Source organism: Promicromonospora sp. MS192 (assembly GCF_049532985.1).
Lineage (GTDB): Bacteria > Actinomycetota > Actinomycetes > Actinomycetales > Cellulomonadaceae > Promicromonospora.
The window spans coordinates 1,127,061-1,148,567 of sequence record NZ_CP186693.1; the positions used below are offsets into that span (position 1 = coordinate 1,127,061).

A 21,507-nucleotide genomic window follows, 5' to 3' on the forward strand; every position below is an offset into this window, starting at 1 on the left:
GCGGAGACGCAGGCCAGGGGGTCTTTTGCATGTCTGGTACTGACGGGCGAACGTGCGTCCTGTCGGATCCCTGATCCTTGCGCCGAGATTCGTCCCCTGTACTCGTCTGGCTCCGCGCTTCATCTGACACGGCCTAGTGTTCGGTCTCATGGGTGGTAGGAGGACGTCTCGCCAGGTCGAGGGGCACGAGATCGCGGGCATGACGCGGCTTGCGTTCATCAAGAACGGCCGGACGTACTTCCTGACCGAGCTGGTGATCTACGCGGACGGGATGGTCGACTGCGGGAACTTGGTGGACCTCGACGAGTTCGAGCGAAAAGTACGCTCGGGTCGGGTCGCCACGACGTTTGAGGACGGCGCACAGGCATCTGCCCACCATCTCGCGGGCTGGACGATGTCGTCGTCGCAGCCATGGGTGAGCGCCGGCGACCTGATCGGCGAGGTGCGGGACACGGTCGACGGCCTCGCAGGCCGCCCGGACTCGACGGACCGGTGCCTCGCCGCTCTCGGGTCGTATCTCGACGACCAGACGGAGGTGAACCGCCAGGCGCTGCTCGATGCGTATCTGGCCGTTCCCGCCCACCTGCGGACCTACATGCTCGGCGACATGGATTACCGCGACTGGCCAGTTCAAGCCGTTGCCGCTGGGATCGGCGGCGACGGGCCCGGCGGTACGAAGGTCTCCGAGGGAATGCACGCACGCGCACTCGTGTACTTTGCGGACCGGCGTGCGTCGGAACCAGGCTGGCCTTGGAGGAAGCACCGCGCCAGCGATCGTGAGGTCCGTCCAGCGGTCCTGGTGCCACAAGCCGTGTACCCGCAGGGTGTGGAGACGGCTCCACCGATCCACGGGCTGCGCAACTCCTACCCGTGCAGGCTCGACGTGTTCGATGCCGATTTCCCGGACGTGGAAACCGCTTGGCACGCGCTGTCCGTCCTGGACGACGACCTGCGTGCGAGGATCGCTGCTGCGCCGCGCCCGTACGACGCGATGAAACTGGCCCGGGATGCGCCGAAGCGGCCAGGATGGGACGCGTTGCGAGAGTCGGTCATGCTGACGCTGCTCCGGGCGAAGTACAGCCAGAACCCACTGCTCGCCGAGGTGCTCTTGGGAACAGGTGACCGGGAGATCCACTACGACGAGTTCACCGGCAGTCACTGGGGTACCAGGGGTCGAAACTGGATGGGGCGTCTCCTTGAGGTTGTCCGGTCCGACCTTCACGTCAACAGGGCTGGGTTGATCTCTGACGGGCCGGCTCCGAGCTCGTCGTGGCGGTAGTCACCTACTGGACGACTCGTGATCTTCCCGTCAATGGTCGTTCGTGGACGCCGCCAGATAGCGTGTGGGCGTGGCACAGCGCGATGTGGAACCGATCGGTGCGCGGGTCAGGTACTGGCGCCAGCGCCGCATGCTCTCGCGCCCGCAGCTGGCCTCCCTGGTCGACCGGTCGGTGAGCTGGTTGGAGAAGGTGGAGGCCGGCGAGCGGCCCCTGCACAACCTCGACGTCATCGAGCGCCTTGCCACGGCGTTGAGCGTCGAGACAGCTCTCTTGGTCGATGGTGGCGCGACCCGTGCGGCGCAAGTACGGGTCGATGCGGCCGAGGTCACGGGCATTCGCGATGCGCTTGCCTGGTATCCGGTGACCGACCCGGATCACGGTCGAAGCCTCGATGAGGTCGTGCCGGTGCTGGACCGTCTCGGAGCCGCGTGGCTGGAGTCGGAGTTCGTAACGGTGGGACGGTATCTACCGGGCCTGCTCGTGGCGGTCCAGCAGCTACCCACTGATGGCACTGATTCGGTGGCTGTCGCTCGTGTTCAGGTGAAGGCGTATCGGCTGGCGTGTTCGATGCTCCTCAAGTACCGCCACCATGAGCTGGCGTGGCTGGCGGCGGACCGTGCGATGGCTGTCGGGGACCGGTCGGGTGACGACATTGCCCTGGCGCGTGCGACTCGGTCGGTGGCGCGGGCGTTGTCGCACAACGGGCAGAGCCCGCGCTCGATCAGAACGGCTGTCGCGATGGCCGATCGTCTCGCCCCGCTGACCTCCGTCGAGGAAGAAGCGCTGCCGCTGCGTGGCATGCTCCTGCTCGCGGCGCAGATCACCGCGGCGAATCTCGGCGATGCCGATACGGCCCGTGAGCTGCACCTGGCCGCTGCGGCCCTGGCGCGTGGGGTGAACGAGACACGGCGGCACGAGACTCAGTTCGGGCCGACGAACGTGGCCTTCCACCGGGTGGCGGCCTTGGTCCGGCTACGGGAGCCAGCCGACGCTCTGGCCGTCGGGCGCACGGTGTCGCCGCACGCGATAGCCACCATGCCCATCGAGCGGCGAGCGACGTACTTCCTGGACCTCGCCGAAGCCCTGCTGGCCATCGGCCGTCCATCGGCCGCGCTGGGCCGTCTGTTGGATGCGGACGCCAGTGCGCCTCAAGAGGTACGGGGGCGTCCTGTATCTGCAGATCTGGTGCGCCGGTTGCTCTCGACGCGTGAGTGCGGACGTGATGAACGGCTGCGCAGCCTGGCCGACGAGGCAGGGATCGCGGCATGACCGGGCTGCTCTACACGGTGGTGACCGCCGCAGGTCCCACGTCGCGCGTGGCAACGGCCTTGCTACCCGTCGCGATGGATCGAGGTTGGGACGTCCACTGCCTGGCGACCAGGCAAGCGGTCGAGGTGTACCCCGAAGCGATAGCGGCGATTGAGGAAGTGCTCGGCCGTCCGGTGCGGACCGACTTCCACACCACGGTCGGGTACTCGCTGCCTGACCCGGACGCCGTCATCGTCGCTCCGGCGACGTACAACACGATCAACAAGTGGGCCGCAGGCATCGCGGACACGTACGTGCTCACACGCCTGGCCGAGCAGACCGGCCGCGGCATCCCCATCGCGGTCGCGCCTTACGTCAACACCAACTTCGCCGCCAACCTGGTCTACCGACGCAGCCTCGATGCTCTCCAGGAGGCCGGCATCGACGTGGTCAACGGGCCGCTCGAACCCCATGCTTCGGGAGGCGGAGACGCCCCGTTGGACGCTGTCCCCTGGGAGGCGCTGCTTGATTCCGTCGCGGCGAGGCGGGAGCCGTGACCAGCGACTTCCTCTGACACCACACGTGGTGTGTGGTGTCGTTGGCGCCGGCCGGTGACCCGACGAGTCTGTGTCCATGCCGCCACTCGCCAAGCAGGACATCGAAGCCCGAGCCGTGCGCCGTGACGTGCTGCGACGGTCTGACACGTCCGACCGATCAGCGCAGGTAGCGGCCACACACGCACATACTCTGGTCGCGCTCGACATCGACGGCACGCTGGTGGACAGCGGCGGCCGGATCCCGTCCGGGACTGTCGAGGCTCTGGACCTGGTCCGTGCTGCCGGGCACAAGATCGTGCTGGCCTCGGGCAGATCCCTGGCGGGGCTGCTGCCGATCGCGACGCGGCTGGGCCTCACGACCGGGTGGGCGGTCTGCTCCAACGGCGCCCTGACCGTTCGCCTGGACCCGGCTGCACCTTCGGGACACGATGTCGTCGAGGCCCGCACCTTCGATCCCGCCCCGGTGATTCGCCGCGCCCTGGACGTGGGTCCAGGCGTGCGGGTCGCGGTCGAGGACGTCGGACGGGGGTGGCTTACCAGCGGCGGGTTCGAGCCGGGTGAGCTGAACGGGCAGCAGAAGGCCGTGCCGGTGGACAGCCTGATGGCCCAGCCATCGACCCGTATCGCGCTTACTGCGCCCGGGATCCGCCGATACACGGACACGCTTCGCGCTGCCGGTGCCACGGTCACGCCGCAGGGGGCGAACTGGCTCGACGTGACCGCACCGGGTGTGAACAAGGCCTCCGCTCTCGAAGCAGTCCGTGTCCACCTGGACGTTCCTGTTGATCGCACAGTGGCAGTCGGGGACGGCGTAAACGACATCGACATGCTGGCGTGGGCCGGACGATCAGTGGCAATGGGGCAGGCGCCCGCGATCGTGCGCAGCGCCGCGGATCAGACCACCGGCACGATCGAGCAGGCCGGGGCCATACCCGTTCTGGCCTCAATGGTCCCGCTTGTGAGCCGTGGGCTGTCGCCGCTGGCCGCGCAGCTCGCGACCGCCGAGCGGACCGCGCCCGGTCCGGTGGTCCTGCGGGTCTGGCACGGAACCGGCCCGTACCTCGCCCGATGTGAAGCCGGGACGATCCAGGACGGTCGGTGGGTCGGGCACGGGCCGATTACCTCCGGGGTCGGGACCACGATGCGCGCGATCGAAACAGCCGCGCTGGAGACCGGTCTGTCCTATCCCCGTGGGATCGAGGGCCGCCGCCGCGCGCAATGGCGCAGCGTCGCGGGCGAGGGCCCCGCCGGTTTCGAACTGCCCCTGAGCGGCCTGTAGCCGCTCGCTCACGATCTTGCGGCTGGGCCGCCCCAGACCCCGCACCACACGCCCAGCCGCAAGCCCGCTCAAGCGGGTAGAAACCAAGGGGCACCATTCCTCCCGAGGGATGGTGGCCCCTTGGCCTGGTTAGGGGACCTCGCAGCCGCGTCTCCGATACCTGGTAGCACGGATGCAGCCGACGAGCACGCGACGACGACACGTGCGAGACGACAACGCACGCGTGACGGACGCGGCTGCGGGACAAGGCAGGCGAGCAGCGGACAACGGGTCCCGCGGACCGCCCCGAAGAAGGCCACACACCTAATGCACAAGCCGTGAGTGGTTCCGTCGGGACGAAATGAAGAAGGACGGTCGTGCGGCGCAGAAGGTTCGGGCGGGGTGACAGGCGGGGACTCTCCAGTGCCCGTCGAGGAGCGACCAGTCGATCATCGTGAGAGAGCCCCGGGCGTGGGGCCCCGGTGCGGAAGGCTGCTCCCTCGACTCCGGTGTCTGAGCATGGCACTTGTCTCTCGAGCGTCGCCGACAAGCGCTACTAGGTCACGTGTCGCGCACTGGTGCAACAGGCCCAGCCAGAGGTTGGCCGTTCGGTGCGGCGCACCTAAGAATTCGCCCCACTGATCTGGTCGTGTGCCCATCCACTGAAGCGCAGCACAGATACGCTGAACTGCATGACGCAGTCAGCGAAGCGTTCCGTAATCGAAGACATCACCTTCGGCGGACGAACCGCAGAGGAAGAGTCCGAGCAACTGGCGCACTACTTCGTTGAGACAGAGCAGTGGCGCAAGGTCTGGCAGGACGAGGTTGACGTCGTGTTCGCTCCGAAGGGGGGTGGCAAGAGCGCGATCTACAGCATGCTGGTGTCGCGTGAGGACGATCTGTTCGATCGAAGTGTGGTGTTGGTGCCCGGTGAGAATCCGACCGGCGCGACGGCTTTCGAGCCTATTCAGATTGAGCCGCCGACGAGCGAGACCGAGTTCATCCGAATCTGGCGGCTGTACTTTCTCGTTTTGTTGGTCGAAGAACTTGAACGATACGACGTGCAGTCTGACAAGTTGCGCGCGGTCCGTGAGGTTCTCGCCTCCATCGGTCTCACCAAAGGGGTTGAGCAGAAGCGGGCAATCATCGTACGTGTCAGAAACGCCCTCCGGAAATTCTTCAGTCCCGACAGTGTCGAGGCGGGAATGAGTATAGATCCGAACACCGGAATGCCTTCAGGTTTTACCGCCAAGGCGACATTCGACGAGCCTTCCGTCGAGCAGGAGGAGGCGGGAATAGTCTCGGTGGATCGCCTCTACGAGGATGTGAATGATGTTCTGATGCAGGAGAAGCTCAACGTTTGGCTCATCATCGACCGACTCGACGTCGCGTTCACGGCCTCGCCGGAGCTGGAAGCGAATGCGCTCCGGGCACTCTTCCGGGTGTATAGGTTGTTCGAACCTTTGGGCCAGTTGCGCTTGAAGATTTTCCTCCGTAGCGACATCTGGTCCGAGATTACTGCGGGTGGCTTCCGTGAAACGAGTCATATCACTCGTGACATGAACCTACGTTGGAACAGGGCAAGTCTTCTCAAACTCATCGTCCAGCGCGTTATCCAGAGCGGCCGGCTCACCGAGTCTCTCGGTGTCGACTCGGGACATGTGATCGCCTCATCCGAGGCGCAACAAGAACTCTTCAACCGGGTCTTTCCTCGACAGGTGGATGCTGGGTCAAAGAGGCCTGCGACGTTCGATTGGGCGCTGTCCCGAGTCGAAGATGGCAAGAAGGTTGCCGCGCCTCGTGAGTTGATCCATCTGTTCACGACGGTGCGTGATCGGCAGCTGGATCGAATTGACACTGGCGAGGCTGCGATCGTCGAAGATGTCTATTTTGAATCGCAGGCTTTTCGCGATGCTCACCCAGAAGTATCTGAGACCCGCTTGCAGAAGACAATCTACCCAGAATATCCATGGCTCAAAGACTGGCTCGAAGCGCTCCGGGGTCAGCGCACCCAGCAGGATACGGTGAGCCTGGAAGTGATCTGGGGAACCCGTCGGGTTGATACCGAGGAGCGGATCCGTCGCCTCGTCGACATTGGGTTCTTCGAGCAGCGCGGGTCTGTCACTGAACGCACTTACTGGGTTCCTTTTCTCTACCGCCCGGCGCTCGAAATGGTGCAAGGTGCTGCGGACGGCCTGCGGGAGCGGGCTGGCGTCTCTAGTGTTGTCGATGAGGACGACTTGGAACGCGACGCCGAAATCCCCACTTCTGGGGGTGAGTTTATGCCGTAGTTCGCGAGCTAGTTTGTGCGCTGGGCTTATAAATTGTTGTCGCTCGACTGAGTGCGGCCACTTGGCATGTCGCCGGCCCTGGACCGGGGCTGTAGATTTATCGTCGGACGCCGTCGCACCCGCTTCGTCGTCCCCGGCCTGTGACAGCACCATCTGCACAGCCTGTCGGCCTGCGAAAGCCCTGGTCCCACTGGGGTCCCACGCTCGGCTCAGAGACCCACGTCGTCGCTGGTGAGAGCCGGTACTGGAACAGTTTCGATCCCAGTATCGCCCACCAGCAGGCCCCGGACCCTCGGTCCGGGGCCTTTGTCGTCCTCCGCCTAGCCTCGCCCGCCCTCTGCCCGAGCGACCCGGGCCGCCTGTCCTTCGTGGATGTCGCTCACCCATTCCCACCCGGGCTCCGCCGAGGGGCCGATGCGCGGGTCGTCGGGCGTGCGCCCCTCGCGCAGCGCGTACAGGTACGCCCGGTCCAGGTCGATCCGCGCGCGGACGGCGCCCGTGCCGCGGGCGACGGACCCGTGTCCAGGGACCAGCACGTCGACGTCGTCCGCGACGTCCTCCAGCAGGCGCAGTCCGGTGAGGTACTCCTCGACCGGGTCGTTGGCGCCGGTGAAGTCGTCGAGCATCGGGACGAAGACGTCGGACAGCATGTCGCCGGCGGCCAGCACGCCATGGTCCTCGACGAGCAGCGCCGCGTGGCCGGGGGAGTGCGCCGGGTGCTCGATCAGCCGGACCGCGGGCCCGGTCCAGGGAATCCCCGCGGTCCCGGCGGGCAGCCCGGTGACCAGGCCGAAGCGGTCCAGCGGCACGTCGTCGGCGATCTCCGGCGGCAGCCCCTCGGTGACGCCTGCCTGCCAGCCCGGTTCCGAACGCAGCTCCCGCATGCGCGCGGCGCAGCGGGCGGTGCCGTACCGGGGAGCGTCACCGAGGTCGGCGTGCCACAGCACGTGGTCCCAGTCCGGGTGCGTCGAGAAGCCCGCCGCGACGGGCAGGGCCAGCTCGCGCAGGTCGCTTGCCAGGCAGGACATCTCGGCGCCGCACGTCCCGGCATCCACGAGCAGGGCCCCGGCCGGTCCCCGCACGACCACCGAGTTGTTCCGCAGGAGCGCGCTCTGATGGGTCAGCACATCCTTCGCGACCTCGGTCAGCATGTGTCATCTCGCTCTCTCGTGGCTGGCCCGCATGCGAGCGGCTTCTGAAGGGTGTGACCGGTCCTGAAGCGAGAAGTCATCGATTCTCCGGCCCACGTCGACAGAGGGTGAAAAGAAGGTGATAGGCCATGTTTCACCCCGCAGATCGCAAGGTGTCGCGGGTGAAAGGACTTGCCAGGCGCAGATTTCGTTTCCGGCCAGTTACATCTGGTTCGAGCCCTTGTGGGGTGAATTATGAAGGGGCAATACTCTCGGCCAGCGAGACGGCGGGCGACGGCGCCCCGTCCCCGCCGAGCAGGGCACGCCGCCAGCGTGCCCGTCGACCCAGGAGGATGCCATGAGGTTCACTCGCACCACGCTCCGCCCCGGCACCGCAGGCACCACGTCCGCCAGGAAGATCCGTCTGATCGCACTCGCCGCGGGGCTCGGGCTCGCGGCCTCCACCCTGGCGGGACCCGCCGCCACCGCGGCGCCCGACAGGCCCACGAGGGCTGAGCTCGCCACGGTCCACGCCGCCGTGGGCGCGGCCGACGTCGACGGTGTGGCCTGGTACACGGACGAGGTCACCGGAACGGTGGTCGTCACCGCCGACTCCACCGTCTCCGCGGCCGAGCTCAGTACGGTCCGCAAGGCGGCCGGGGCGAACGCGGACGACCTGACCATCCGACGCACCCCCGGCGTGTTCAAGCCGCTGCTGGGTTCCGGTGACGCCATCTACGGCTCGGGGTACCGCTGCTCGCTCGGGTTCAACGTCCAGAGCGGTGGCCAGTACTACTTCGTCACCGCCGGCCACTGCGGCGACGAGGTACCCACGTGGTACACCAACTCGTCGCAGAGCACCCTGATCGGCCCGACCGTGGGCTCCAGCTTCCCGGGCAACGACTACGCGCTCGTCCGTTACGACAACGCCTCGCTGTCCCACCCGGGCGGCTTCACGGCGGGCAACGCGTACGTCGGCGAGCGTGTCACGCGCGACGGCTCCACGACCGGCGTGCACTCCGGCACGGTCACGGCGCTGAACGTGAGCGTCAACTACCAGGGCAGCGGCACGGTGCGCGGCATGATCCAGACGACTGTCTGCGCCGAGCCCGGTGACTCGGGCGGTGCGCTGTACGACGGGTCCGTCGCCCTCGGCATCACCTCGGGCGGCAGCGGCAACTGCTCGACGGGCGGCGTCACGTTCTTCCAGCCCGTCACCGAGGCGCTCAGCGCGTACGGCGTCAGCATCTACTGACGTCCGACCGTCCAGCGGCGCCGACCACGCCCGGTCGGCGCCGCCGGATGGTGTCAGCCCACCAGCCGCACCCGCAGCGCCCGTACGTGCCCCGGGGTCAGGCCCGCGCCGGTGAGGTAGGCCTCGACCGAGCCGTACCGGGCGCGCACGTGCTCCAGCGCCCCGACGATGACCTGCCGGGTGGGCGGCGTCTCGCGCCCGGCCGGGATCTCGCGGTCGGCGGCCAGCGCGGCGTACCGGGGCGCGAGTCGTGCGTTGGTGGCCTCGTAGTCACCGGCCACGGCGTCCGGGTCGGCGCCGACGAGGCTCAGCGCCAGCGCCACGACCAGGCCGGTGCGGTCCTTGCCGGCGGCGCAGTGCACCAGCACCGGTCCCTCGGGGGCGTCGGCGACGGCGGCGACGGCGCGCGCGAACAGCTCGGGACGCCGGTCCAGTAGGCCCGCGTAGAGGTGCACCCAGGGCCCTTCGATCGGGTCGCCCGGCCCCTGGACGGGCAGGTGCAGGTCGGCCAGCGGGCTCGGGTACCGCTCGACCTCGTCGGGCCGCCGCAGGTCGATCACCCGCGCCAGCCGGTACGTGGTCGCGGCGGTCACGCCGTCGTCGGTCAGGAAGCTGGGGCTGTCCGAGCGTACGAGCGCCCGGGGGCGCAGCGCGCCCCCGCCGGTGAGCGGGAGCCCGCCCAGGTCGCGCACGTTGAGGCAGCCGGGCCAGTCGAGGTGGAGCGGTGTGTAGTCCGTCACGCCCGGGAGGCTAGCGCTCCGGGTCGTCCTCGCGAAGGGGCACCTTGCCCTTGCGCATCTCGACGGCGATCTGCTCGGCGTCGAGCAGGTCCAGCACGTTCCCGAGCTGGGCGGAGTCGTAGGTGCCGGCGGAGCGCGCGGCGAGCAGCTCCTCGCGCTGGGCGGCGATGGTGGCCAGGCGCAGCTCCCGGTACTGGACGAAGCGTTCCTTGGTGAGGATCGCGTCCTCGTCCTGCGACTCGTGCTCGCGCACCATGTCCTTGCGCACGCGGGCCACCACGTCCTCGTCGTACGGCGTGCCGTCGGGCCGGCGCGGGTCCGCGAGGAAGGCGCGGGCCGCCTCCTCGGTGTCGCGGCGCAGGGCGGGCAGGTCGCTGGTGGTGTCCTGGCCGACCAGGCCGAGCCGGCGCGTCACCCAGGGCAGGGTGCTGCCCTGGACCAGGAGGGTGCCGAACGCGACGCCGAAGGCGACCAGCACGAGGAACGACCGGTTGGGCGTCTCGTGGGGCAGGGTCTGCGCCGCCGCGAGCGTGACCACGCCGCGCATGCCCGCCCACACCAGCAGGGTGCCCTCGCGCCAGCCGAGCGGCCGGGACAGGTCGTAGTCGATGTCGGCCCGCCGCCGGCGCAGCGTGTCCTGGATGCGCTCCAGGCGGGCGGCGGTCGAGCGGCGGCGCGCGCGACGGCCGCCGTCCTGCGGCGTCGGCTCGGCCGGGGTCGCCGCGGCCCGTTCGTCGATCCGGTCCTGGAACGCCGTGAGCGTGTCGCGCACGGCCTCGCCACGCCGCGCCCGGCGGGCCTGGATGCCGATCAGCGGCGTCACGAAGGCCGTGCGCACCACGAGGATGGCCAGGCTCGCGATCGCGGCCACGACGGCGGCCCGCCAGACGGACCCGTCGCCGGCCTCGACGTCCTCGACCAGGGCGAACAGCTCGATGCCCATGGCGAGGAAGACCGCGCCCTCCAGCAGCAGCTCGACCGTGTGCCAGTTGGAGCGTTCGGCGATGCGGTCCTGCGGGCGCAGGTGCCGCGCCGCCCCGTTGCCGGTCACCAGGCCCGCCGCGACGACGGCGACCAGCCCGGACGCGCCCAGCTCCTCCGCCGGCAGGTAGGCCACGAAGGGCACCACGAACGACACGGCGGTGCTCAGGGCCGCGTGGCCGAGCCGCTTGCGCACGCGCAGACCGAGCCAGCCCACCGGTGCCCCGATGGCGACGGCCACGGCCGCGGCGTACGCGAAGTCGCCCACCACCTCCCACAGGCTGACCGACGCGGCCGTGGCGGCGATCGCCGACCGGAGCAGCACCAGCGCGGAGGCGTCGTTGAGCAGGGACTCGCCCTCCAGCATCGTGACGCTGCGCGGCGACGCCCCGAGCCGCTTCACGATCGACGTCGCCACGGCGTCGGTGGGGCTGACGATCGCGCCCAGGGCGATGGCCGTGGCCAGGTCGATGCCCGGGACCAGCACCCGGAACAGGAGCCCCAGCAGCACCGAGCTGATCACGACCAGGGTCACGGAGAGGCCGCCGATGGCCGTGAAGTCCCGCCGGAAGTCCATCGAGGGCAGACCGACCGCCGCCGAGTACAGCAGCGGCGGCAGCACGCCCCCCAGGATCAGCTCGGGCGGCACCTCGACGGCGGGCACCCAGGGCAGCAGGCTGACCCCGGCGCCGAGCACCACGAGCACCAGGGGAGAGGCGACGCCGGCCCGGGGCGCGAGGGCCGTGACGGCGATGACGAGGGCCGCCGCGGCGACGGCGATGGCGAGGTACTCGACGTTCTCCACGGGCTGACCGTACGAGACGGCGGCGTCCCGTGCCGACTTCGCCGTCCCGGGCCCCGCCGGACCGGGAGGGGGCGTCGAGCGTGATGTCCGGGTCGTGCGGAAAGTCCGGGTGCGAATGCGGCGTCCGTACCTTGTGTGTAGGTTCGCTCCGGCGCCGCACCAGCGTTGCCGTGCGCGCGCCTGCGGGTGCGCGTAGTTTCGAGACGGCGGCGGGACCCCGTCGTCGTGCAGGGGGCGCACGCAGGTGTGCCTGGCGAGAGGAGTCGAACATGGGGCTTTTTGACAAGGCCAAGGAGTTCGTGACCGACCCGGACAACGTGGCGAAGGCGAAGGAGCAGCTCACCGACGAGAACGTCGACGCCGCTACCGACAAGCTCAAGGAGTTCGCGCCGGACCAGGCAGACGGTGCGATCGACACGCTCGGCGAGAAGGCCAAGGACTTCGGCCAGAGCTGAACCCGCCCGGCCTGCTCGCGGCGTGACCGCGGGTACGGGACCGGCACTGTATCGGTACGATCGAGGGGCACCGTCCGCGGACGGTGCCCCTCGATCCATTTCGTCTTCCGTCCCAAGGAGCACTCCTGTGTCCGACGTCGTATCGCCGCCCAGCCCCGCCGACCTCGCCGGTGGCGAGAACACGGCCGAGAACACCACGCAGGCGACGACGACCACGGCCACGACCACCGGCGTGGAGCTGTACGGCGACCGCCGCGACGTCGTCGTCGTGCGCGTGGACGGCGAGCTGTGGGACCTGGACCGGGAGATCCCGGCCGGGCACAAGGTCGAGCCCGTCACGATCGGCGAGCCCGACGGCCTGGCCGTGCTGCGCCACAGCGCCGCCCACGTGCTGGCCCAGGCGGTCCAGCAGGTCAACCCGGACGCCAAGCTGGGCATCGGCCCGCCCGTCACCGACGGCTTCTACTACGACTTCGACGTCGCCACGCCGTTCACGCCCGAGGACCTCAAGGCCCTCGACAAGACGATGAGCCGCATCATCAAGGAGGGCCAGACCTTCCGCCGCCGGGTCGTCACCGAGGACGAGGCGCGCGCCGAGCTGGCGGACGAGCCCTACAAGCTGGAGCTCATCGGCCTCAAGGGCGGTTCGGACGACGACAACGGCGAGAACGTCGAGGTGGGCGGCGCCGAGCTCACCATCTACGACAACGTCCGGGGCGCCGGCCGGGAGAGCGAGACCGTGGTCTGGAAGGACCTGTGCCGCGGCCCGCACCTGCCGAACACCCGCCTGATCGGCAACGGCGTGCAGCTCATGCGCTCGGCCGCCGCCTACTGGCGCGGCAGCGAGAAGAACCCGATGCTGCAGCGCGTCTACGGCACGGCCTGGCCGTCCAAGGACGAGCTCAAGGCGTACCTGGAGCGGCTGGCGGAGGCCGAGCGGCGCGACCACCGGCGCATCGGCGCCGAGATGGACCTGTTCAGCTTCTCCGACGAGGTGGGCTCGGGCCTGCCGCTGTTCCACCCGCGCGGCGGCGTGATCAAGCGGGTCATGGAGGACTACGTCCGCCAGCGGCACATCGAGGAGGGCTTCTCCTACGTCGGTACGCCGCACATCACCAAGGACGGGCTGTTCCACACCTCGGGCCACCTGCCGTACTACGCGGACACCATGTTCCCGGAGATGGACCTCGAGGGGTCCAAGTACCGGCTCAAGGCCATGAACTGCCCGATGCACAACCTGATCTTCGCCTCGCGCGGGCGCTCCTACCGGGAGCTGCCGCTGCGCCTGTTCGAGTTCGGGTCGGTGTACCGGTACGAGAAGTCCGGCGTCGTGCAGGGCCTGACGCGCGTGCGCGGCCTGACGCAGGACGACTCGCACTCCTACGTGACCCCCGAGCAGGCGCCCGGTGAGGTCAAGCACCTGCTCGACTTCATGCTCAGCGTGCTGCGCGACTTCGGCCTGGACGACTTCTACCTGGAGCTGTCCACGCGCGACGACTCCAAGCCGGACAAGTTCGTGGGCTCCGACGAGGACTGGGCCGCCGCGACCGAGATCCTGGAGCGGGTGGGCCGCGAGACCGGCCTCGACCTCGTCGCCGACCCGGGCGGCGCCGCGTTCTACGGCCCCAAGATCTCCGTGCAGGCCAAGGACGCCATCGGCCGCACCTGGCAGATGGGCACCGTGCAGTACGACTTCAACCAGCCCAAGGGCTTCGGTCTGGAGTACACCGCCGCGGACGGCACGCGTCAGCAGCCGGTGATGATCCACTCGGCCAAGTTCGGCTCCATCGAGCGGTTCATGGGCGTGCTGATCGAGCACTACGCGGGCGCCTTCCCGGCCTGGCTCGCGCCCGTCCAGGTCAAGCTCGTCCCCGTCGCCGAGGCGTTCGACGACTACGTCAAGGACGTCGCCGCGCAGCTCACCGCGCGCGGCATCCGCGTCGAGATCGACCTGTCGGACGACCGGTTCGCCAAGAAGATCCGCAACGCGTCCAAGGAGAAGGTGCCGTTCACGCTCATCGCGGGCGGCGAGGACGCCGAGGCCGGCGCGGTCTCCTTCCGGTTCCGGGACGGCACGCAGGAGAACGGCGTGCCCGTGGCCGACGCCGTCGAGCACATCGTGGCGGCCGTGGCCGAGCGCTCGCAGCAGGCCTGATGGCGCCCGTCGCGGAGGACGCCGCGAGCTTCGGTCCGCCCGAGGACGGCCTGCAGCGGCTGTGGACGCCGCACCGCATGGTGTACATCGGCGGGGAGGCCAAGCCCGCCGACGGGAGCCCGGAGAACTGCCCGTTCTGCCGCATCCCGCAGGGCGACGACGAGCAGGGGCTCGTCGTCGCCCGCGGGGAGCGGTGCTACGTGATGCTGAACCTCTACCCGTACAACACGGGGCACATGATGGTGCTCCCGTACCGGCACGTCTCGGACTACACGGACCTTGATCCCGCCGAGACCGACGAACTTGCGCGGATGACTCAGCAGGCCATGCGCGTGTCGCGCGCCGTGCACGCGCCCGCAGGCTTCAATCTTGGTATCAACCAGGGCGAGGTGGCGGGTGCCGGCATCGCCGCGCACCTCCACCAGCACGTGGTGCCGCGGTGGCTGGGGGACTCGAACTTCCTGCCCGTGGTGGCACAGACCAAGTCGTTGCCGGAGCTGCTGGCGGACACGCGCCGCCGGCTCGCCGAGGCGTGGGGGGCCGCGGGGGGCGGAGAGGAGAACTGATGCTGCGGGGCCTGCGCTCCTTCATGACCACGCTGTTCACGCCCCTGGCCCGGTTGCTGCTCGCACTGCGCGTCTCGCCCGACGCCGTCACGATCGCCGGCACGGTGGTGGTCACCGCGGTCGCCCTGGCGCTGTTCCCCACCGGGCACACCCTGGTCGGCGGCCTGCTGGTGGGCTTCTTCGTCCTGTTCGACTCGCTCGACGGCGTCATGGCGCGCCTGTCCGGCCGGTCCGGTCCGTGGGGCGCCTTCCTGGACTCGACGCTCGACCGCATCTCCGACGGCGCGGTGTTCGCGGGCATCACGCTCTGGTTCGTGCTGCACCCCGACGAGCACCACGGGCTGTGGGGCGTGGCCGCCGCGCTGGCCTGCCTGGTGCTCGGCAGCGTCGTCCCGTACGCGCGCGCCCGGGCCGAGGGCGTGGGCGCCACCGCCCAGGTGGGCATCGCCGAGCGCGCCGACCGGCTGCTGCTGGCCCTGGTCCCGTTCACGTTCCTGCAGGTGGGCCTGCCGGTGGTGGTGCTGGAGGTCGTGCTCACGCTGCTCGCCGTCGCGAGCCTGGTGACGGTGGTGCAGCGCATCGCCACGGTGCGGGCGCAGCTCGCGCGCAAGGAGGCCTGATGAACGTCGCGGCGGCCTACACGTTCGCGTGGCGCAACGCCACGAAGATCCCCGAACCGGTCCTGCGCGGCCTGTTCACCCTGGTGGCCGACGTCACCTGGCTGCGGCACGGCAAGAGCGTGCGCCGCATGGAGGCCAACTACGCCCGGGTGCGGCCCGACCTGGACGCGGCCGCCGTCCGCCGCCTGTCGCGCGCCGGCATGCGCAGCTACATGCGCTACTTCCGCGAGGCGTTCACCCTGCAGGCCGTCACCCCCGCGCGCCTGCGGGCCCGCGTCCGCCTGGAGGGTTACGACGAGCACGTGCGGCCCGTGATCGCCGACGGCGGCGCCGTGTCGCTCGCCCTGGGCCACCTCGGCAACTGGGACCTGGCCGGGGCCTACGCCTCCCAGAACCTCGCGGGCGTGCTCACGGTGGCCGAGCGGCTCAAGCCCGACGAGCTCTTCGAGGAGTTCGTGCGGTTCCGCGGCTCCCTCGGCATCGACGTGCTGCCCCTCGGCCAGGGCGACGTGCTGGGCGCCCTGGTCCGTGGCGCCAAGGAGGGCGGCCGGCTGCTCCCGCTGCTCAGCGACCGGGACCTGACCTCGACGGGCATCGAGGTGGACCTCGCCGGCCACCGCGCCCGGGTGGCGGCGGGTCCGGCGCTGGTGGGCCTGGAGGCCGGTGTCCCCGTGCACGCCGTGGGCATCACCTACGAGCGGCTGCGCGGCGAACGACGCCGGGCGGCGGGCACCCCCTGGGGCCTCGTCATCCGCTTCCACCCGCCCCTGCCCGTGCCCGACCCGGGGTTGCCGCGCGACGAGCGTGCCCGCCTGCTCACGCAGGGCTGGGTGGACCAGCTCGCCGAGACGATCGTCGAGCACACCCACGACTGGCACATGCTCCAGCGCGTGTTCGTCGCCGACCTCGGGCCCGCCCGGCGCCGCGCGTCCGGCGGGCAGGCGGCCGGGTGAGAACCCCGCGGCGGCGCGGCCACCTGCGGGTGGGCATCGTCTGCCCGTACTCCTTCGACGCCCCCGGGGGCGTCCAGTTCCACGTGCGCGACCTCGCCGAGGCGCTCCAGGCCGCCGGCCACGAGGTCTCCGTGCTGGCCCCGTCCAGCGACGACACCGAGCTGCCCGACGTCGTCACCGCCGCCGGCCGCGCCGTGCCCGTGCCCTACAACGGCTCGGTCGCCCGGCTCACGTTCGGCCCGGTGACCGCGACCCGCGTGCGCCGCTGGCTGGAGGGCGGCATCGGGGGGCGGCCCTTCGACATCGTCCACCTGCACGAGCCGATGGTGCCGTCGCTGTCCATGCTCGCGCTCTGGCAGGCCACCGAGCCCGTCGTGGCCACGTTCCACACCTCCCAGGTGCGCTCGCGCGCGCTCCAGGTCGCCTACCCGCTCGTGCGGCAGTCCCTGGAGAAGATCGCGGCGCGCATCGCCGTCTCCGAGGACGCCCGTCGCACCCTCGTGGACCACCTCGGCGGCGACGCCGTGGTGATCCCCAACGGCGTCTACACGCAGCAGTTCGCGAGCAGCGCCCGCCGGCCCGCGTGGACCGGGACGCCGGGGGCACCCACCGTCGCGTTCCTCGGCCGGCTCGACGAGCCGCGCAAGGGCCTGGACGTCCTCGTGCGCGCGATCCCCGCGATCCTCGCCCAGGTGCCCGGCACCCGGTTCCTGGTCGCGGGGCGTGGGAACGGCGCCGTCGCGGAGACGCGCGAGGCGCTCGGGGACCTGGCCTCCTCCGTCGAGTTCCTGGGCGGGGTGTCCGACGCCGACAAGGCCGCCCTGCTGGCCTCCGCCGACCTCTACGTCGCGCCGCAGACCGGCGGGGAGAGCTTCGGCATCGTGCTCGTCGAGGCGATGAGCGCCGGGTCCGTGGTGGTGGCCAGCGACCTGGGCGCGTTCCAGCGCGTCCTGGACGACGGCGCCGCCGGGGCGCTGTTCCGCACCGGAGACCCCGACGACCTGGCAGCCACCGTGCTCGCCCTGCTCGCCGACCCCGCACGCCGCGACGGCTACCGCGCCCACGCCCGCCAGTGGGTCCAGCGGTTCGACTGGTCCGGGGTCACCGAGCAGGTGCTGGCGGTCTACGACATGACGCTCGCCGCCGACCACGCCATCGGCGGCGACGTCGTCGGCCGCGTCATGGGGCTGTTCCCCCGGCGGGTCGGAGGTGACGCATGACCTGGTCGGAGGTGGCTCTGGTCGCCCTGGGGGCGCTCGCCGTGGGCCTGCTGCTCGCCTGGCGCGGGGCGTCCCGCGTGGACCGGCTGCACCGCAAGGTCGCCGCGTCGAGGATCGCGCTCGACGCGCAGCTCGTGCGGCGGGCGTCGGCGGCGACGGAGCTGGCGGTCTCCGGCGCGCTCGACCCGGCGAGCTCGGTGCTGGTGGCGGACGCGGCGTACGCGGCGTCGGACGCCGGGCCGGTCACCGCGCCGGCCGCGGCCCTCAAGATGGACGGCCTCGGAGCGGACCGGGAGCGCGCCGAGTCGGGGCTGACGGCCACCTTGCGGGAGGCGCTGGGCGCGCCCGAGGCCGCGCGGGCGCTGCTGGAGGGGCCGTCGGCCGAGGTCGTCGAGGCGCTCGGCGCCGCCTGGTACCGGGCGACGCTCGCGCGCCGGTTCCACAACGAGGCGGTCGCCCAGGCCCGGCGCGTGCGCCGCCTCTGGTACGTGCGGCTCTTCCACCTGGCCGGCCGGGCGCCGATGCCGCGCACGGTGGAGCTGGACGACGTGCTGCCGCACGCGCTGGAGCCGAACGGCGGGTGACCACCCGGGCGGGCCGGACGGCGGGTGACCGCTGGGCGAACGGGCGGCGAGGGTCGTCGGGGGCGGGCGATAGGATCGGGACAGGGCGCCGACCGCGCCCGGAACGACCGGCGTCGATCCCACCGGCGAGAACTATGCGAGGTAACCGTGACTGAATCCGTGACCGGCGAGAACACCGTGGGCACGGTCGGCACCGCGCGCGTGAAGCGCGGCATGGCCGAGATGCTCAAGGGCGGCGTGATCATGGACGTCGTCACGCCCGACCAGGCGAAGATCGCCGAGGACGCGGGCGCGGTGGCCGTCATGGCGCTGGAGCGGGTGCCCGCGGACATCCGCGCGCAGGGCGGCGTGTCGCGCATGAGCGACCCCGACATGATCGACGGCATCATCGAGGCCGTCTCGATCCCCGTGATGGCGAAGGCGCGCATCGGGCACTTCGTCGAGGCCCAGGTGCTGCAGTCGCTCGGCGTCGACTACATCGACGAGTCCGAGGTGCTGACGCCCGCGGACTACGCCAACCACATCGACAAGTGGGGCTTCACCGTGCCCTTCGTGTGCGGTGCGACCAACCTCGGCGAGGCGCTGCGCCGCATCACCGAGGGTGCGGCGATGATCCGCTCCAAGGGTGAGGCCGGCACGGGCGACGTTTCGAACGCGACCACGCACATGCGTCAGATCCGGCAGGAGATCCGCCGGCTGACCTCGCTGCCCGAGGACGAGCTGTTCGTCGCCGCCAAGGAGCTGCAGGCGCCGTACGAGCTGGTCAAGGAGGTCGCGACCACCGGCAAGCTGCCGGTCGTGCTGTTCACCGCGGGCGGCATCGCCACCCCGGCGGACGCCGCGATGATGATGCAGCTCGGCGCCGAGGGCGTGTTCGTCGGCTCGGGCATCTTCAAGTCGGGCAACCCGGCGCAGCGCGCGAAGGCGATCGTCCAGGCGACGACGTTCTTCGACGACGCGGACGTGATCGCCAAGGTCTCGCGCGGGCTGGGCGAGGCGATGGTGGGCATCAACGTCGAGGAGGAGCCGGCGCCGGTGCGGCTGGCCGAGCGCGGCTGGTGATGTTCTGTCCTCAGGGCGCAGCTCGGCCCTGAGGGAGCGGGAAAGGCTCCGCGGACCTTGTGTCTGCGGGGCCTTTCCTCGTCGGTCGGTGTGGTGGTGCGGGGAAGAAAGGTGCACATCCATGGAGGATGATGAGATCATCTCCGAGTTCTTAGAGGATGGTCTCGACGACTGGGTCTCGCTCCATAACGCCATATGGTTCACGACTCGCGGCGCCCTCGATGAAACCTCCAAGGAGCGAGCGATCGAAATTCTTGGCAGGCTCTATTCGAGTGGTCTGATGGTTCCGGGGCGTCCTGGCGATGCTGGTTTCGAAGACTGGCCCGGCACGGTTGACGACTGGATCATCCGGTCAAGGAGCGAGCTGGATGAACTCGACTGGAGGCCGATGGGTGCGGGATTCCGGTTGCGTCTGACCGAACGCGGGGAAGTGTTGGCTCGCGAGGTCGAAGGACGCTGAGCGTCATTCTTGTCTACATTCCTGCATTGCCGTGTTTCACGAATGTGTGACCCACGCCTAGATTCCCGGGCCGTCGCGCTGTTCCAAGTACCCGCCCGGCGCCGGGTCCGCGGGGTCCTTCCGCGGTCGCGACAGGTCGCACGAAAAGGACCTGCGAGGCGATTTCCCTTCGCCGGCATTGTCCGGATCAGGTAGTGGGGGTCGCCAGCCGGTCGTTCGACCTTCTGACCTCTCAGCCTCTCGGCTCCCTCGCCTGTCTCGCAGGCCTGCCTCCAGTGTGCGCCTGACCGGGGCCGGCAGGGTAGGGACTTTGGTCCCTGGTTCGCACCTCGGCCCGGAACGCCTCCCCCCGGGCTGCCGGCGGGGCCGGTACTACCAGGGTGACGGCTCGTAGTCCTTGAGGAAGCAGCCGTACAGGTCGGTCCCGGCCTCGCCCTGGACGATCGGGTCGTAGACGCGGGCGGCGCCGTCGACCAGGTCGAGGGGAGCGTGCCAGCCCTCGGCGGCGAGCCGCAGCTTCTCGTGGTGCGGGCGCTCGTCCGTGATCCACCCGGTGTCCACGGCGGTCATCAGGACCCGGTCCTTCTCGAACATCTCCCCGGCGGAGGTCCGGGTCAGCATGTTGAGGGCGGCCTTGGCCATGTTGGTGTGCGGGTGCCCCGCGCCCTTGTACCGGCGGGAGAACTGCCCCTCCATCGCCGAGACGTTGACGACGTACCCGCGGCGGGCCTTGGCCGTCGCGGCGCGCATCGCCGGCCGCAGCCGGGAGATGAGCAGGAACGGCGCGATCGCGTTGCAGAGCTGGACCTCCAGGAGCTCCAGCGGGTCGACCTCGTCCACGACCTGGGTCCACGAGTTGTTCTCCTGGACGTCGGGGAGCAGCCCGCCGGCGTCGACCGCCGTACCGGCCAGGTGGGCGTCGAGGGAGGCCGAGCCTGCTCGGAGCGCCAGCGCCGTCAGGGATGCCGCGGTGTGCGTCGCGACGGCGTCGTCGTGCGACTCGCCCTCGTGGTGGGCGACCGACAGGGCGGCGAGCGCGCCCGCGATCGCGGCGGGGTGCGCCTGCGACACGTGGTCGAACGTGACCATCTCCGGCGGTTCGAGCCCGAAGGGGAGCGGGGCCACCGGCGCGGACTCACCCGCGACGAGCTGCGAGTAGGCCCCCGGGGACCGCCGCACCGTCTGGCACGCGTTGTTGATCAGGATGTCGAGCGGACCCGCCGCGGCCACGTCGTCGGCCAGGGCGATCACCTGGGTGGGGTCGCGCAGGTCGATGCCGACGATCTTGAGGCGGTGCAGCCAGTCGGCGGCGTCAGGCATCGCCGAGAAGCGGCGCACCGCGTCCTTCGGGAAGCGGGTGGTGACGGTGAGGTGGGCGCCGTCGCGCAGCAGGCGCAGCGCGATGTACATGCCGATCTTGGCCCGGCCGCCGGTGAGCAGCGCGCGCCGGCCGGTCAGGTCCGTGCGCTGGTCGCGCCGCACGTGGCTCTTCGCAGCACAGTCCGGGCACAGCCAGTGGTAGAACGAGTCGACCAGCGTGTAGTCCGTCTTGCAGATGTAGCAGCCGCGGGCGGTACGCAGCTCCCCGGCGAACGCCCCGGGCGCGGAGGAGACCAGCGGGATGCCGGCGGTCTCGTCGTCGATCCGCGCCGGCGAACCGGTCGCCGTCTTCTCGATGATGCTCCGGTCGTGTGCCTGGATCTCCTCGCGGACCGCGGCCTTGCGCGACTTCTTGAGCAGCTTCCACATGTAGCCGGTCGCCTGCTTGACCGTCTGGACGTCGGGATGGTCGGGTGCGAGGTCGTGGAGCCTGCCCAGCACCCGGAGGGTGGTGGCAAGCTCGTCCGGATCGATCCCCGTGTTGGTCGGCACCGCCGTAGGGTAACC

At 70.2% G+C, this 21,507-nt stretch carries 19 protein-coding genes; 15 read left to right on the top strand and 4 right to left on the bottom strand.

The genetic code is table 11. The features are described 5' to 3' along the window. Positions 1-148 precede the first annotated feature (148 nt). The 5 genes from ACO229_RS05040 to ACO229_RS05060 all read left to right on the top strand — a co-directional run bounded on the left by ACO229_RS05040 (position 149) and on the right by ACO229_RS05060 (position 6,634). A complete protein-coding gene (locus ACO229_RS05040; protein WP_423464003.1) occupies positions 149-1,279 on the top strand; it encodes an NADAR family protein in 1,131 nt (376 codons plus the stop codon). Between the two features lie 70 nt (positions 1,280-1,349). Beyond that, entirely contained in the window at positions 1,350-2,549 is a 1,200-nt protein-coding gene (locus ACO229_RS05045; RefSeq protein WP_423464004.1) for a helix-turn-helix domain-containing protein, read from the top strand. Further along, positions 2,546-3,085 (top strand): flavoprotein, encoded by a 540-nt coding sequence (locus ACO229_RS05050; RefSeq protein WP_423464005.1) that lies wholly within the window; start codon positions 2,546-2,548, stop codon positions 3,083-3,085. Before ACO229_RS05045 ends, ACO229_RS05050 begins: the two co-directional genes overlap by 4 nt. Before the next feature lie 76 nt (positions 3,086-3,161). Beyond that, positions 3,162-4,364, top strand: a complete 1,203-nt coding sequence (locus tag ACO229_RS05055) for an HAD family hydrolase (protein ID WP_423464006.1) — start codon at positions 3,162-3,164, stop codon at positions 4,362-4,364. A gap of 671 nt (positions 4,365-5,035) precedes the next feature. Further along, entirely contained in the window at positions 5,036-6,634 is a 1,599-nt protein-coding gene (locus ACO229_RS05060; RefSeq protein ID WP_423464007.1) for a P-loop ATPase, Sll1717 family, read from the top strand. A gap of 320 nt (positions 6,635-6,954) precedes the next feature. On the opposite strand, the gene ACO229_RS05065 is transcribed toward ACO229_RS05060, so the two are convergent. Further along, entirely contained in the window at positions 6,955-7,785 is an 831-nt protein-coding gene (locus tag ACO229_RS05065) for an MBL fold metallo-hydrolase (RefSeq protein WP_423464008.1), read from the bottom strand. A gap of 337 nt (positions 7,786-8,122) precedes the next feature. On the opposite strand from ACO229_RS05065, the gene ACO229_RS05070 reads away from it, so the two are divergent. Then, complete coding sequence (locus tag ACO229_RS05070; protein ID WP_423464009.1) at positions 8,123-9,019, top strand: S1 family peptidase; 897 nt, start codon at positions 8,123-8,125, stop codon at positions 9,017-9,019. Positions 9,020-9,072: 53 nt separating this feature from the next. On the opposite strand, the gene ACO229_RS05075 is transcribed toward ACO229_RS05070, so the two are convergent. Then, complete coding sequence (locus ACO229_RS05075; protein ID WP_423464010.1) at positions 9,073-9,759, bottom strand: tyrosine-protein phosphatase; 687 nt, start codon at positions 9,757-9,759, stop codon at positions 9,073-9,075. A gap of 10 nt (positions 9,760-9,769) precedes the next feature. After that, positions 9,770-11,545 carry a cation:proton antiporter gene (locus ACO229_RS05080; protein ID WP_423464011.1) on the bottom strand — a complete coding sequence of 592 codons (1,776 nt, stop codon included), beginning with the start codon at positions 11,543-11,545 and terminating at the stop codon, positions 9,770-9,772. A gap of 269 nt (positions 11,546-11,814) precedes the next feature. Between ACO229_RS05080 and ACO229_RS05085 the strand changes: the two genes are divergently transcribed. The 9 genes from ACO229_RS05085 to ACO229_RS05125 all read left to right on the top strand — a co-directional run bounded on the left by ACO229_RS05085 (position 11,815) and on the right by ACO229_RS05125 (position 19,620). Then, on the top strand, positions 11,815-12,000 hold the full coding sequence (locus ACO229_RS05085; RefSeq protein ID WP_397413550.1) for a hypothetical protein: 186 nt from the start codon (positions 11,815-11,817) through the stop codon (positions 11,998-12,000). Positions 12,001-12,127: 127 nt separating this feature from the next. Continuing rightward, positions 12,128-14,155: a threonine--tRNA ligase gene (gene thrS, locus ACO229_RS05090; RefSeq protein ID WP_423464012.1), complete on the top strand. Its 2,028-nt coding sequence runs from the start codon at positions 12,128-12,130 to the stop codon at positions 14,153-14,155. After that, a complete protein-coding gene (locus tag ACO229_RS05095) occupies positions 14,155-14,721 on the top strand; it encodes an HIT family protein (RefSeq protein WP_397413547.1) in 567 nt (188 codons plus the stop codon). Before thrS ends, ACO229_RS05095 begins: the two co-directional genes overlap by 1 nt. Then, positions 14,721-15,341: a phosphatidylinositol phosphate synthase gene (pgsA, locus tag ACO229_RS05100; protein WP_423464013.1), complete on the top strand. Its 621-nt coding sequence runs from the start codon at positions 14,721-14,723 to the stop codon at positions 15,339-15,341. Before ACO229_RS05095 ends, pgsA begins: the two co-directional genes overlap by 1 nt. Further along, positions 15,341-16,294: a phosphatidylinositol mannoside acyltransferase gene (locus ACO229_RS05105; RefSeq protein WP_397413545.1), complete on the top strand. Its 954-nt coding sequence runs from the start codon at positions 15,341-15,343 to the stop codon at positions 16,292-16,294. The genes pgsA and ACO229_RS05105 overlap by 1 nt, the downstream gene beginning before the upstream one ends. A 23-nt stretch (positions 16,295-16,317) precedes the next feature. After that, positions 16,318-17,514: a glycosyltransferase family 4 protein gene (locus ACO229_RS05110; RefSeq protein ID WP_423465264.1), complete on the top strand. Its 1,197-nt coding sequence runs from the start codon at positions 16,318-16,320 to the stop codon at positions 17,512-17,514. Then, positions 17,511-18,098, top strand: coding sequence for a hypothetical protein (locus ACO229_RS05115; protein WP_397413544.1), 588 nt, complete (start codon positions 17,511-17,513; stop codon positions 18,096-18,098). The genes ACO229_RS05110 and ACO229_RS05115 overlap by 4 nt, the downstream gene beginning before the upstream one ends. Before the next feature lie 147 nt (positions 18,099-18,245). Further along, positions 18,246-19,160 (top strand): pyridoxal 5'-phosphate synthase lyase subunit PdxS, encoded by a 915-nt coding sequence (gene pdxS, locus ACO229_RS05120; protein ID WP_397413543.1) that lies wholly within the window; start codon positions 18,246-18,248, stop codon positions 19,158-19,160. A gap of 121 nt (positions 19,161-19,281) precedes the next feature. Beyond that, positions 19,282-19,620: a hypothetical protein gene (locus ACO229_RS05125; protein WP_423464014.1), complete on the top strand. Its 339-nt coding sequence runs from the start codon at positions 19,282-19,284 to the stop codon at positions 19,618-19,620. Between the two features lie 372 nt (positions 19,621-19,992). Here the strand turns inward: ACO229_RS05125 and ACO229_RS05130 are convergent, their stop codons facing one another. Further along, positions 19,993-21,492 (bottom strand): SDR family NAD(P)-dependent oxidoreductase, encoded by a 1,500-nt coding sequence (locus ACO229_RS05130; RefSeq protein ID WP_423464016.1) that lies wholly within the window; start codon positions 21,490-21,492, stop codon positions 19,993-19,995. Positions 21,493-21,507: the final 15 nt, after the last annotated feature.